Here is a 13,227-nt window from a genome sequence, read left to right as displayed (position 1 = left end):
AGAAATTAATACCTTGTTACTTCTGTTCGACAGGAACATAACCTTCAATCTGAACCTCTTTACCTTCAAACAAAAAATTCACCATTTCCGTTTCAAGCAATTTACGGTGTTCAGCATTCATCATACTTAATTTTTTCTCGTTCACGAGCATCGTTTGTTTTTTGATCCATTCCGACCACGCTTGTTTACTAATAGAATCAAAAATACGCTTACCCAATTCGCCGGGATATAATTGAAAATCTAAGCCTTCGGCTTCTTGCTTTAAATATTCACAAAATACAGTACGAGCCATTTTTTATTCCTTATTAGTGCTAGTTAGCGTTAAACTGAGTTCGTCCAAAATACGTTTTACGGGCGTTGCCAAACCTATTTCGCTCGGTAATTGTAAATCATACCAATAATTAGCGGTTGAAGATACCGAAAGGCGATAATTTCCGCAATTTTCTTGTACGACAAGCGGTTGATTTTGTGCATTTTTTTGCAAATCCAGCTCTACCAAAATCGGGGTAATATCCAAATGAAAGTGGCTGAATGTGTGGCGAAATGCGATTAATTGCTGAGATATTTGCAAATTCTGTTCAGCAAGCGACCGCTTAAGCGTATCCAAATCTTCAAACTGCGGAAATACGTATAGCCCGCCCCAAAGCCCTTTGGCTTCACGCTGTTCCAATAAAATCTTGTTACCCGCTTTGATAATCAAAAAATACGCCTGACGTTCGGGCAAAATTTTCTTCGGTTTTTTTACCGGAAATTTATCCCATGCTTCAAGCCGATTCGCTTCGCATAAATTCGCTAACGGACATAACGAGCATTTCGGTTTGCTGCGGGTACAGACCATTGCACCGAGATCCATCATCGCCTGATTAAAATCGGCAACTTGGCTATTCGGCGTAACGCTTGCGGTTAATTGCCACAATTTATTTTCTACACTCTTTTCACCGCTCCAGCCTTCCACCGCAAACGCACGGGAAAGCACCCGTTTTACATTGCCGTCTAAAATCGGATGCGGTGCATTTAACACGGACGATAAAATCGCCCCTGCCGTACTGCGCCCTACGCCGGAAAGTGCCAAAACATCATCAAAATCGGTTGGGAACTCACCATTAAATTGATCACGAATTTGCTGTGCCGCCTTATGCAAATTTCTGGCGCGTGCGTAATAACCTAAGCCCGTCCACAAATGCAACACTTCATCAATGTGCGCATCGGCTAAATCCGTTACCGTCGGGAAACGTTCGATAAAACGCTCGAAATACGGAATAACGGTCGCAACCTGCGTTTGCTGCAACATCACTTCCGACAACCAAACCCCATATAAAGTTTTATTTTGTTGCCAAGGTAAATGTTTCCGCCCATACTGTGCGAACCAAGCTAATACCGCTTTAGCGAACGGCTGAGCCGGATCGGATTGAGCCGGCGGAAACTGCGATTTTGTTTTCACTCGAAACCTTTTAAAATAGAAAGCATAATCAGACCGTGCATCATAACCTAAGCGGTCATATTTGACAGTTTTTTTGCAAAACTTTTATAAGGAAAAATTATGCCAACCCCGATTCTCGGCTTCCATCACGTGGCAATTATTGCCGCTGATTACACCAAATCTAAACACTTTTATACGCAAATTCTCGGTGCGGAAATTATTGACGAAACCTACCGTGCGGCACGTGAAAGCTATAAGCTCGATCTGCGTTTTGCCGACGGTTCGCAAATTGAATTATTTAGTTTTCCGAATCCGCCGCAACGCCCAAATAGCCCGGAAGCCTGCGGCTTGCGCCATTTAGCGTTTCGTGTGAAAGACGTACAACAAGCGGTCGAATTTTTAGCAAAAAATACTGTGGAATGTGAACCGATTCGAATTGATGACTTGACCGGTAAACGCTTCACTTTCTTTAAAGATCCGGACGATTTACCATTAGAGTTTTATGAAATTTAAGGGTTGAAAATTTAATCAACTCGACTTATAGTAAGAACACGGCAAGCAAATGCCTGCCGTGTAGTTGGTTTAGGTTATTACTGCGCTGGTGAGCAAACAAGTAATAACACTAAAAAGATAATGATAAGCCAAAATGCTTTCATTTCTCGTTCTCCTTATATCAGATTGTTAAACAAAGCTGATCGAGATTAAGTTATTACCTGACCCGCCAGTCAGGTAATAACAACCTGACCAACCGTTAATCAGATTGACACAAAAACCGCTTTGCAAAAAGCGGTTTTTTTCTTTATAAATCAAAGACTATTATGCAATTTCCTTCTCTTTCTTGTGGCATATTAATCAAACGTTATAAACGTTTTTTAGCCGATATTCTGCTGCCCAACGGCGAACAAATTACCCTACATTGTCCGAACACCGGTGCAATGACCGGCTGTGCTACCTCCGGCGATACCGTTTGGTTTTCCACCTCCGATAATCCGAAACGTAAATATGCTCATACTTGGGAACTAACTCAAACTCAAGCTGGCGATTTTATTTGTGTGAATACCCAACGAGCCAATCAGCTCGTGCAAGAAGCATTAGAAAAAAAGTGGATTGCCGAACTTACCGATTACCAAACCGTCTTGCCCGAACAAAAATACGGCACGGAAAACAGCCGCATTGATTTTTTACTAAAAGCGGACAATCAACCCGACTGTTTTGTGGAAGTAAAATCCACTACCTTACTTGCTGAAAACGGTTTAGGGATGTTCCCCGATGCCAAAACGGAACGCGGGCAAAAACACCTACGAGAATTGGCTGCGATTGCCGAATCGGGGCAAAAAGCGGTCATATTTTTTGCGATTTTACACACCGGTATCCAACATTTTGCTGTGGCAAAACAGATTGATCCGCAATATGCCGAATTATTTGAACAAGCAAAAAATGCCGGGATGAAAGTGTTGGCGTATAAAGCCCGAATCGAATTAGTGAACGACAAGCCGGTGGCGATGAATTTGCAATTTTCTTGTGAAATCTGACCGCTTGTCCTTGAAAAAGACAAATTTTCCCCCATTTAACACCGCAGTTTTCCCTAAAATAAAGGACAAGGATTTAATATGACAACAATCGTATGTGTTCGCAAAGACGGCAAAGTCGCTATCGGTGGTGACGGACAAGCAACGCTAGGTAATTGTGTAGAAAAAGGTACGGTACGCAAAGTGCGCCGTATGTATAAAGATAAAGTGGTCACCGGTTTTGCAGGCTCGACTGCCGATGCGTTTATCTTACGTGATTTATTCGAGAAAAAATTGGAACTGCACCAAGGTCACTTAATCAAATCTGCGGTGGAACTGGCAAAAGAATGGCGTACTGAACGTTCGCTTCGTAAATTAGAAGCGATGATGATTGTGGCGAACGAAAGCGAATTTTTACTTGTTTCGGGCTCTGGTGATGTGATTGAACCGGAACAAGACGTGTTAGCCATCGGCTCCGGCGGTAACTACGCCAAAGCGGCGGCACTTGCACTACTTCGCACGCAAAATAATTTATCTGCAAAAGAAATCGTAGTGGAAGCATTAAAAATCGCCGGTGATATTGATATTTACTCAAATCATAATCACGTAATCGAAGAAGTATAAAACTCATTTTCCTCTTTTTTATAAATGCAAGGTTATTAAGCTTCACTCTCTCCCCTTGCGGGAGAGAGAAAGCTTGTTGAAGCGTTCAGCGAAACAAGCAGAGAGAGGGAAATTTGCAAAAACTCAAACAAATTCGACCGCATCCCCTCTCCCTGATTTTTCTTCTGAACGAAGAAAAATCTTTCCCTCTCCCACAAGGGGCGAGGGTAACAAAATAATCGAATAACCGCTGTTTTACAAAAAGGAAAATATTCAGAAGGAACAAAAAATATGTCAATGACCCCTCGTGAAATCGTGTCGGAATTGGACGCACACATTATCGGACAAAATGAAGCAAAACGTGCGGTGGCGATTGCCCTACGTAACCGTTGGAGAAGAATGCAATTACCGGAAGACCTCCGCCAAGAAGTTACCCCGAAAAACATTCTGATGATCGGCCCGACCGGTGTGGGTAAAACCGAAATTGCACGCCGTTTAGCAAAATTAGCCAACGCACCTTTTATTAAAGTGGAAGCGACTAAATTCACCGAGGTCGGTTATGTCGGTAAAGAAGTCGATTCGATTATCAAAGATCTGACTGATGTCGCAGTAAAATTAGTTAAATCGCAAGCGGTCGAAAAAAACCGTATGCGTGCGCAGGATGCGGCGGAAGATCGTATTTTAGATGTGTTATTACCGCCGGCAAAAGATCAATGGGGTAACGTACAAGAAAGCGATAACAGCTCAACCCGCCAAGTGTTCCGCAAAAAATTGCGTGAAGGTCAGCTTGATGACAAAGAAATCGAAATCGATGTTGCGGCACAAGTGAGCGTAGAAATTATGACGCCGCCGGGTATGGAAGAAATGACTTCGCAACTTCAATCGTTATTTGAAGGTATGTCGCCGAACAAAACCAAAAAACGCAAAATGAAAATCAAGGATGCGTTAAAAGTAATGGTGGACGAAGAAGCGGCAAAACTGGTGAATCCGGAAGAGCTAAAACAACAAGCGATTGAAGCGGTTGAACAACACGGTATCGTGTTTATTGATGAGATCGACAAAATCTGTAAAAAAGGCGAACATTCGGGCGGCGATGTTTCTCGTGAAGGTGTACAACGTGATTTACTGCCGATTATTGAAGGTTCTACGGTCAATACCAAACACGGTATGGTAAAAACCGACCATATTTTATTTATCTGTTCAGGTGCATTCCAAGTGGCTCGTCCATCAGATTTATTACCGGAATTACAAGGCCGTTTACCGATTCGCGTCGAATTAAAATCACTGACTAAAGAAGATTTCGAACGTATCCTCACCGAACCGAACGCTTCATTAACGCTACAATATCGTGAGTTAATGAAAACCGAAGGCGTGGAAATCGAATTCACCAAAGACGGTATCAGCAAAATCGCCGAATCGGCATTCCGTGTAAACGAAAAAACCGAAAACATCGGTGCTCGCCGTTTACACACCGTATTAGAACGCCTAATGGACGGCATCTCATTCGACGCAAGCGAACGCTCAGGCGAGAAAATCATCGTTGATGAGAAATACGTACAAGATGCGTTAAATGACGTAGTAGAGAATGAAGATTTAAGTCGTTTTATTCTTTAATTAACGGATAACAAGCGGTCAAAATTTGCAAATTTTTTGCGAACTTTGACCGCTTTTAATATACGAGAGAAAATGAAATACTTTTATATTTTATTAGTTCAATTTGTTTTTTTACTTTTATTCAATAACTCTCAAAAACAAGAATTTTATTTTGATGCTGCATTATGGTTAATACTAAACCTATTTGCACTATGCTATATTTTATACGATTTATTTTTAGATAAAAAACAAATAAAAAGCATAAAGAAATTATATTCCATTATAACATCATCCATTGTCGTTACATTATTTACCTTATACTATAATTATCTTATAGGCCTGCTTTATATAAATTACTTCGAAATAACAGGAATAAAGAACACTCTATTCATTAGTAATGGGTTCTTATCTAATACAATCATACTACTAACAACTATAATATTAATAAACATTTCCTTTTTATTATATATAATAATATCAATACTTATCCTATTTTTCCTACAAGCCAGTATTATTCAAAAAGAAGGTCAAAAATATAGAAAACCCATTATAACAGTTAGTTTAATTTTATCATTTATTTCTATATTTATATCTACCTTGCTCGTAGTAAAAAAATATGAGAATCCAGATAATATTGTTAAAGTAATAAAACATTACTTATATGAATACCAATACTTTGATAATGAAACAAGCAAAGGAATTTATATTTGTAGAAACTTTGCAGATGTTAAAGGAAGTATATATCTAGAGAATAACTTATCTTCACGAGAAGACGATCAGATTAAAGTTTATCCTTTATTTTCGGAAGACAAAGCATCTTATGTACTAAAATATAATCAACAATATTTTTTTAAGATAGATAGTTGTATGTAGTATAAAAGGATTTATCCCCTATGGTGAACTCACTTGATGAGGAGTTTTATTTGTACTTATATCTATCTTAATTGATTTAGCCTTACTCCCTAAGAAAGATTAATGACAACTTGAATTTTCGATTAAAACAGAAAAGGCTGGACCTTATTTTAATTCAGCCTTTCTTTCTGATTTATAGATTAAAATGATCTCCCTCGTTCCATTCTACTTGATACAATCTGATTAAAATAAGCTGAAGTAATATATTGCGGCTGATAATCTCCACCTATTTGACGTAAATTTCGATAAAAACCACGTAGATGGTTACGCGAACCTTTTTCTAAGAATTGATAAATCATTTTAATATCGTTTTGTGTTACGCTTTGTTGAGCTTTCTGCAAGTCGGCAATATCCAAATCTTCAATTAACATACCGACTTTGAGCGCTTCCATGAGGCTCTTTTCACCTTGCCGAGTCAGTTGGTCATATAATTTTTGTAACTCGGGATGATTGAATTTACCCGTTTCATTAGGAATCGAATCGGTTACTTGGTAATGATGCAATAAATTCGCCACCGCTTGAGTATGGATTTTCTCTGCATGGGCGATATTTAAGAAAACCGGCGTTTTCCAGCGATTGTATAAATGGATATATACATCGTGCGCCAATTTTTCCTCTTCTCGCATATAACGTAAAGAATCAATTTCCGCTTGGCTTAGTACGGATGCGGTGGTTTTAGCGGCTATATTGGTTGAACGATTGGGAAAAGGTGCTTCGATCGCCGCCCAACTGAAAGAAGAAAAAGTCACGATACCGGCCATTAACATCGGCATAAGTTTTACGTTTTTCATAATAACCTCCTCTGGTTCAATAGCATTACTTGCTACTATGCTTAGGCTATACCCTAAATCTTAAGAAAAACTGAAGAAAAAAATAATCTTTTCGGCTAATCGGGACATAAGCGGTCGAAATTACGAAAAATCTTGCAAATTCAACCGCTTGTTTACCGCTTAAGCTCTCCTTTCCATATTTCCTTGTAAGAGCTTACCTATTGTTACGTCCCTTATAAGTATCATAATTATTTATAAGGAGACATTATGCAAAACTTGCTAAATAAATTTAAAACATCGGAAGTAGATATTCTGATCCTGCGTTTATCAATTTTTATCGTCTTTGCCACATTCGGGATTTTTAAATGGTTTGATTTCGAGGTAGAGGCTCTTAAACCGTTAATTTCTACTACTTGGCTTAATTTTCTCTACGATTGGTTTGGTTTTCACGGTACAAGCTATTTACTGGGGGTAATCGAAGGCATTACTTATATCGGTTTATTTGCCGGTATTTTTTATCCGAAAGCAGGGATTATCGGCGCGTTAGGATTAATCGGTACCGGTTTAGTCACGCTTAGTCTACTGGCACAAATCGGATTTAATAGCTTTATCTTTAAGGATTTCTTACTTATCGGCGGAGCGATTGTGTTGTTAAAACATGATCTGAATAGAGCGTTTCCGTAACATATCCATAAAACGATAAGCGGTTAAATTTCCCGAATTTTTTGCAAAAGGTGTAATGGACAAAATGGTTGCTAATTTGTCCAAAGTAAGCTCAAGTGGACAAAGTGGTTGCTAATAATTATTTTTTTAAAATTGTTAGCAACTCTTTTTATTTAAAAAATCCTTTATAAACATAATCTTACGTGTTTTACTTAATCCGTTGTGATTATTTAATTTCCGTTTTAATTCACTAAATAAACCCTCTAATCGATTTGTTGTTCTTTCAATATTTAAGTCCGCATATTTTTCAAAGGTAAATAAATATTTCTCATAATATTTCAAACTGGCAAAAGCCCCTCTAATATTCTTATGCTTATAAGGAAAATAGCCTTTCTCATTACATTTCTCCGAATGTTCATTTAAAAAATCTTGATGTCTTAGATGCCAATTATGTAAACGACGATAAAATTCATGCTTTGAGCTGTCTTTTAAGGTTTTTATGATAGTTTTTAACTCTTTTCCTGCAACGGATTTATGCTTTTTCCTTAGCTTTCTCATCACAATCGCCACCATATGAAACAGACACATTTGAGTCGGTGTATTAAAGAGGTCTTTCAGTAATCCTTTACGCCCATCACAAGTAACTGATTGAATTACATAGCCTTTTTCTCTTAGCCTGTTTAATGCTACTTGATAATATTCATCTCGTTCCGTCGTCACGATTTGATGATAAATCACGTTTTTACTTAGGCTATCCATCAGTACCAGCACGCCAAATTCACGACCGAAGAGAGTTGTGTCCATCAGAATATTAAGTACGTTTGAAACAGGGGCTTTTAATATCGCTTTAGGGGCTTTATCAATGTATCTTTGAATCGTTTTAACCGAACATTGATATTTAATTGCGAGTTCTTTATAGGTTTGTTTTCCTTGAGAATAATCAAACCAAATATCAGCAGGATTTAATTTTATTTGGAGGGTAAAGTTTTATTACAATCGTTACATTTATAACGTTGAATCTTATTTCTTACGCCATTTTTCTTAATATTCCGATTTAAGCAGAAAGGGCAGTTTTTTGGTTCATTTTCAAAAATAGGGCTTAAAGCCTTGTACTATAAAGCTTTAAGCCACTTTTTAGCAACCATTTTGTCCATTACACCAGATAATAATACTGTAGAAAAAGCATTCAAGAATTGACTTGTAATTAAATATTTAAAAAATCCAGTCTTCGAAATGGATTGTTGCATATAGTAGATTTCCGTTACGCTTTGAAAAATTCACTTATACTGATGTTACATTCTATATAAAACTGATAAAGTTTCAACATACATGGATAAAAAAACATAAAAAGCCCCCAAAACTTTCGTTCTGGGGGCTTTTTTATCTATACGCTACGAATTACTCTTCATCACCTGCGTTTAATAACGCTGCTAGGCTTTGAGTTGCATCGTCTGCAACGAATTCGAATTCCGCTTCGATATCAGCATCGGTTGCGAATCCGTTAGCTTTTGCAACCGGAGCTTCAAAAGCGACCGCTTGTTCTGGCTGGCTACGTTTTTTCGCACGGTTTTGATGATATGCGAAACCTGTACCTGCTGGGATTAAACGACCTACGATTACGTTCTCTTTCAAGCCGCGTAATTCGTCACGTTTACCTGCCACAGCCGCTTCAGTAAGCACACGTGTGGTTTCTTGGAACGACGCCGCTGAGATAAATGACTCGGTTGCAAGCGACGCTTTGGTAATACCAAGTAATTCACGTTCGAACTCAACAAGCGGTTTACCTTCTTCCGCACGTTTACGGTTAGCAATTTTCACTCGTGAAACTTCAACTTGTTCCCCTTCGAGGAATTCGCTGTCGTATGCGTTGGTGATAACCGCTTTACGTAACATTTGGCGAACGATAACTTCGATGTGTTTATCGTTAATTTTTACCCCTTGTAAGCGGTAAACTTCTTGTACTTCGTTTACGATGTAATCCGTTACAGCGTGAACGCCACGTAAACGTAAGATATCGTGCGGCGTTTCCGCACCATCAGAGATTACGTCACCACGTTGTACCATCTCGCCTTCAAATACGTTGAGCTGACGCCATTTCGGAATCATTTCTTCGAATGCTTCGCCTTCTGCCGGCGTGATCACTAAACGACGTTTACCTTTAGTTTCTTTACCGAATGACACGATACCTGAAATTTCAGCAAGGATTGCCGGCTCTTTCGGTTTACGTGCTTCGAATAAGTCTGCTACGCATGGAAGACCACCGGTAATATCTTTCGTACCCACAGATTCTTGTGGAATACGTGCTAATGCTTCACCGACTTCGATTTCTGCACCGTCATCTAAAGTTACGATTGCTTTACCTGGTAAGAAGTATTGTGCTGCAACGTCTGTGCCAGGGATTAAGATGTCGTTACCTTGCGCATCTACTAAACGTAATGCTGGACGTAAATCTTTACCTGCTGTTGCACGTTCACCCACATCTTGCACCACGATAGATGATAAACCGGTTAATTCATCAGTTTGACGAGTAACGGTTAAGCCATCTACGATGTCGCTGAATTGGATGCGACCGCTTACCTCTGAGATGACCGGCATTGTATGCGGATCCCAGTTCGCAACGACTTCACCTACTGCAACTTCTGCACCGTCGTTTTTAGAAAGCACTGCACCGTAAGGTACTTTATAGTTTTCTTTGGTACGACCGAATGTGTCGATTACGGTTAATTCTGTGTTACGTGAAGTTAATACGATTTTGCCTTCTTTGTTGGTTACAAATTTAGCGTTAGTTAACTTAATCGTACCTGCGTTTTTCACTTGGATGCTAGATTCTTTTGCTGCCGCAGAAGCCGCACCACCGATGTGGAACGTACGCATGGTTAACTGTGTACCCGGTTCACCGATTGATTGCGCCGCAATAACACCCACTGCTTCACCTTGGTTGATAAGGTGACCACGAGCAAGGTCACGACCGTAACATTTCGCACACACACCGAAGTCTGTGTTACAAGTTACCACAGAACGTACTTTGATTACGTCCACAGATTCCGCATCAATCACATCACACCATTTCTCATCGATTAAGGTGTTACGTGGAATTAATACTTCTTCCGTACCCGGTTTTAATACGTCTTCTGCAACCACACGGCCTAATACACGATCACGTAATGCTTCTTTAACGTCACCACCTTCGATTAACGGAGTCATCACGATACCTTCGTGTGTACCACAGTCATCTTCAGTGATTACTAAGTCTTGTGCTACATCTACTAAACGACGTGTTAAGTAACCTGAGTTCGCTGTTTTTAATGCGGTATCCGCAAGACCTTTACGCGCACCGTGGGTTGAAATAAAGTACTGAAGAACGTTCAGACCTTCACGGAAGTTTGCGGTAATCGGCGTTTCGATGATCGAGCCGTCCGGACGAGCCATAAGACCACGCATACCCGCTAACTGACGAATCTGAGCTGCAGAACCACGCGCACCCGAGTCAGCCATCATAAAGATACTGTTGAATGACGCTTGTTTTTCCGGGTTACCTTCACGGTTGATGACTTCTTCCGTTGAAAGGTTTTCCATCATTGCTTTTGCAACACGTTCGTTTGCAGCCGCCCAAATATCGATTACTTTGTTATAACGTTCGCCCGCAGTTACAAGACCTGAGTTAAATTGTTCTTGAATCTCTGCCACTTCTGCTTCCGCCGCACGAATAATTTCGTGTTTTTGCGCCGGAATCACCATATCATCGATACCGACTGACGCACCTGAACGAGCAGCGTACGCGAAACCAGTGTACATAATTTGGTCGGCAAGGATTACCGATTCTTTTAAACCTAAACGACGGTACGATTCGTTGATTAATTTTGAAATCGCTTTTTTACCTAACGTTTGGTTGAATACTTTAAACGGCATACCTTTCGGTGCGATCATCCATAAGATTGCACGACCGATAGTAGTATCTAACAACTTAGTTTCCGCAACTAATTCGCCCGCTTCGTTTTTTACGTGTTCGGTAATACGAACTTTTACGCGAGCGTGTAATTCAGCTTGACCGGTACGGTATGCTTTTTCCGCTTCACGTGGGTCAAGGAAATACATTCCTTCACCTTTCGCATTCACTTTCTCACGCGTCATATAGTAAAGACCTAATACAACGTCCTGAGAAGGTACGATAATCGGGTCACCACTTGCCGGTGAAAGTACATTGTTAGTTGACATCATTAACGCACGAGCTTCTAACTGAGCTTCAAGTGTTAATGGTACGTGTACCGCCATTTGGTCACCATCGAAGTCCGCATTGAACGCCGCACAAACAAGCGGGTGTAACTGGATTGCTTTACCTTCGATTAAGATAGGTTCAAATGCCTGAATACCTAAACGGTGAAGTGTAGGTGCACGGTTTAATAAAATTGGGTGTTCACGAATAACTTCTGCAAGGATATCCCATACGATCGGTTCTTCACGTTCAACCATTTTCTTCGCAGCTTTGATTGTTGAAGCAATGCCGCGAGATTCTAATTTAGAATAAATAAACGGACGGAATAATTCCAATGCCATTTTTTTCGGTAAACCGCATTGGTGTAGGTGTAAGTAAGGACCTACGGTGATTACCGAACGGCCTGAATAGTCCACACGTTTACCTAATAAGTTCTGACGGAAACGACCTTGTTTACCCTTGATCATATCTGCAAGAGATTTTAATGGACGTTTGTTAGAACCTGTAATTGCACGACCACGACGACCGTTATCTAATAACGCATCGACAGACTCTTGTAACATACGTTTTTCATTACGTACGATGATATCCGGCGCTACTAAATCTAATAAGCGTTTTAAACGGTTGTTACGGTTGATCACGCGACGATATAAATCGTTCAGATCCGAAGTCGCAAAACGACCTCCGTCAAGTGGTACTAACGGACGAAGATCCGGCGGAAGTACCGGTAATACGGTCATTACCATCCACTCCGGTTTGTTGCCGGATTGTTGGAATGCTTCTAATAATTTTAAGCGTTTTGTGATTTTCTTACGTTTTGTTTCAGAGTTCGTTTCTTGTAACTCTTCACGCATCATTTCACATTGGTGCTCTAAGTCCATATCGCGTAGAAGTGCTTGAATACCTTCCGCACCCATTTTCGCTTCAAACTCATCGCCCCAACGCTCTTCCGCATCTAAGAACTGTTCTTCGGTTAATAACTGATTTTTTTCTAAATCGGTCATTCCCGGTTCGGTAACTACATAAGATTCGAAGTAAAGTACACGTTCGATATCGCGTAACGGCATATCTAAGATTAAACCGATACGGGACGGAAGTGATTTTAAGAACCAAATGTGCGCAACCGGACACGCAAGTTCGATATGACCCATACGGTCACGACGTACTTTAGTTTGGGTTACTTCAACGCCACATTTTTCACAAATTACACCACGGTGTTTTAAGCGTTTATATTTACCACAAAGACATTCGTAATCTTTTACCGGTCCGAAGATACGTGCACAGAAAAGACCATCACGCTCAGGTTTAAAGGTACGATAGTTAATTGTTTCCGGTTTTTTTACTTCACCGAAAGACCAAGAACGGATTTTATCCGGTGATGCTAAACCAATTTTAATTACATCAAAATCATCATTCGATTTCGATTGTGCTTTTAAAAACTTTACTAAGTCTTTCACTTTTTGCCCCTAGTGAGGAATTAAAGTTTTGCTTAGAACGCAGGGCTCTAAACGATGAAATCTGAGTTTTACAAGCAGTCGAATTTTG

General features: G+C 40.0%; 12 protein-coding genes. 6 read left to right on the top strand and 6 right to left on the bottom strand.

The window, feature by feature from the left end; translation table 11 throughout:
* Nucleotides 1-16: 16 nt before the first annotated feature.
* Nucleotides 17-292, bottom strand: a complete 276-nt coding sequence (locus DY200_RS09015; RefSeq protein ID WP_005599252.1) for an oxidative damage protection protein — start codon at nt 290-292, stop codon at nt 17-19.
* A gap of 3 nt (nt 293-295) precedes the next feature.
* Nucleotides 296-1,441, bottom strand: coding sequence for an A/G-specific adenine glycosylase (mutY, locus tag DY200_RS09010; RefSeq protein ID WP_115587748.1), 1,146 nt, complete (start codon nt 1,439-1,441; stop codon nt 296-298).
* Nucleotides 1,442-1,540: 99 nt separating this feature from the next.
* Between mutY and gloA2 the strand changes: the two genes are divergently transcribed.
* The 5 genes from gloA2 (at nt 1,541) to DY200_RS08985 (ending at nt 5,997) form a co-directional block, all read left to right on the top strand.
* Nucleotides 1,541-1,933, top strand: coding sequence for an SMU1112c/YaeR family gloxylase I-like metalloprotein (gene gloA2, locus DY200_RS09005; protein ID WP_115587747.1), 393 nt, complete (start codon nt 1,541-1,543; stop codon nt 1,931-1,933).
* Between the two features lie 305 nt (nt 1,934-2,238).
* On the top strand, nt 2,239-2,952 hold the full coding sequence (gene sfsA / locus DY200_RS09000; protein ID WP_115587746.1) for a DNA/RNA nuclease SfsA: 714 nt from the start codon (nt 2,239-2,241) through the stop codon (nt 2,950-2,952).
* Between the two features lie 78 nt (nt 2,953-3,030).
* Nucleotides 3,031-3,552: an ATP-dependent protease subunit HslV gene (gene hslV, locus DY200_RS08995; RefSeq protein ID WP_115587745.1), complete on the top strand. Its 522-nt coding sequence runs from the start codon at nt 3,031-3,033 to the stop codon at nt 3,550-3,552.
* A 270-nt stretch (nt 3,553-3,822) separates the two neighbouring features.
* Nucleotides 3,823-5,145, top strand: a complete 1,323-nt coding sequence (gene hslU, locus DY200_RS08990; protein ID WP_115587744.1) for an ATP-dependent protease ATPase subunit HslU — start codon at nt 3,823-3,825, stop codon at nt 5,143-5,145.
* Between the two features lie 72 nt (nt 5,146-5,217).
* Nucleotides 5,218-5,997 carry a hypothetical protein gene (locus DY200_RS08985; RefSeq protein WP_115587743.1) on the top strand — a complete coding sequence of 260 codons (780 nt, stop codon included), beginning with the start codon at nt 5,218-5,220 and terminating at the stop codon, nt 5,995-5,997.
* A gap of 179 nt (nt 5,998-6,176) precedes the next feature.
* Here the strand turns inward: DY200_RS08985 and DY200_RS08980 are convergent, their stop codons facing one another.
* Nucleotides 6,177-6,827, bottom strand: a complete 651-nt coding sequence (locus DY200_RS08980) for a DUF2202 domain-containing protein (RefSeq protein WP_115587742.1) — start codon at nt 6,825-6,827, stop codon at nt 6,177-6,179.
* 246 nt (nt 6,828-7,073) lie between these two features.
* Here DY200_RS08980 and DY200_RS08975 point away from each other — a divergent pair, with 246 nt between their 5' ends.
* Nucleotides 7,074-7,490 carry a DUF417 family protein gene (locus tag DY200_RS08975; RefSeq protein ID WP_115587741.1) on the top strand — a complete coding sequence of 139 codons (417 nt, stop codon included), beginning with the start codon at nt 7,074-7,076 and terminating at the stop codon, nt 7,488-7,490.
* Between the two features lie 135 nt (nt 7,491-7,625).
* Here DY200_RS08975 and DY200_RS08970 read toward each other — a convergent pair whose 3' ends face one another.
* The 3 genes from DY200_RS08970 to rpoC all read right to left on the bottom strand — a co-directional run bounded on the left by DY200_RS08970 (nt 7,626) and on the right by rpoC (nt 13,139).
* A complete protein-coding gene (locus tag DY200_RS08970) occupies nt 7,626-8,420 on the bottom strand; it encodes an IS256 family transposase, variant Zn-binding type (protein WP_115587740.1) in 795 nt (264 codons plus the stop codon).
* A gap of 17 nt (nt 8,421-8,437) precedes the next feature.
* Nucleotides 8,438-8,515 (bottom strand): IS1/IS1595 family N-terminal zinc-binding domain-containing protein, encoded by a 78-nt coding sequence (locus DY200_RS10915; protein WP_422386348.1) that lies wholly within the window; start codon nt 8,513-8,515, stop codon nt 8,438-8,440.
* Between the two features lie 352 nt (nt 8,516-8,867).
* Nucleotides 8,868-13,139 carry a DNA-directed RNA polymerase subunit beta' gene (gene rpoC, locus DY200_RS08965; RefSeq protein WP_115587739.1) on the bottom strand — a complete coding sequence of 1,424 codons (4,272 nt, stop codon included), beginning with the start codon at nt 13,137-13,139 and terminating at the stop codon, nt 8,868-8,870.
* Nucleotides 13,140-13,227: the final 88 nt, after the last annotated feature.

Origin of the sequence: Actinobacillus lignieresii, from assembly GCF_900444945.1 — a bacterium.
GTDB classification, from domain to species: domain Bacteria; phylum Pseudomonadota; class Gammaproteobacteria; order Enterobacterales; family Pasteurellaceae; genus Actinobacillus; species Actinobacillus lignieresii.
Note: the sequence above shows the minus strand (reverse complement) of the source record. Positions and strands in the feature narration are given on the sequence as shown.

Excerpts from the sequence above, each read along its gene's own strand:
- DY200_RS08975 (WP_115587741.1), top strand. The coding sequence starts at position 7,074 with ATGCAAAACTTGCTAAATAAATTTAAAACATCGGAAGTAGATATTCTG.
- DY200_RS09015 (WP_005599252.1), bottom strand. The coding sequence starts at position 292 with ATGGCTCGTACTGTATTTTGTGAATATTTAAAGCAAGAAGCCGAAGGC.
- hslU (WP_115587744.1), top strand. The coding sequence starts at position 3,823 with ATGTCAATGACCCCTCGTGAAATCGTGTCGGAATTGGACGCACACATT.
- sfsA (WP_115587746.1), top strand. The coding sequence starts at position 2,239 with ATGCAATTTCCTTCTCTTTCTTGTGGCATATTAATCAAACGTTATAAA.
- DY200_RS08980 (WP_115587742.1), bottom strand. The coding sequence starts at position 6,827 with ATGAAAAACGTAAAACTTATGCCGATGTTAATGGCCGGTATCGTGACT.
- gloA2 (WP_115587747.1), top strand. The coding sequence starts at position 1,541 with ATGCCAACCCCGATTCTCGGCTTCCATCACGTGGCAATTATTGCCGCT.
- DY200_RS08985 (WP_115587743.1), top strand. The coding sequence starts at position 5,218 with ATGAAATACTTTTATATTTTATTAGTTCAATTTGTTTTTTTACTTTTA.
- hslV (WP_115587745.1), top strand. The coding sequence starts at position 3,031 with ATGACAACAATCGTATGTGTTCGCAAAGACGGCAAAGTCGCTATCGGT.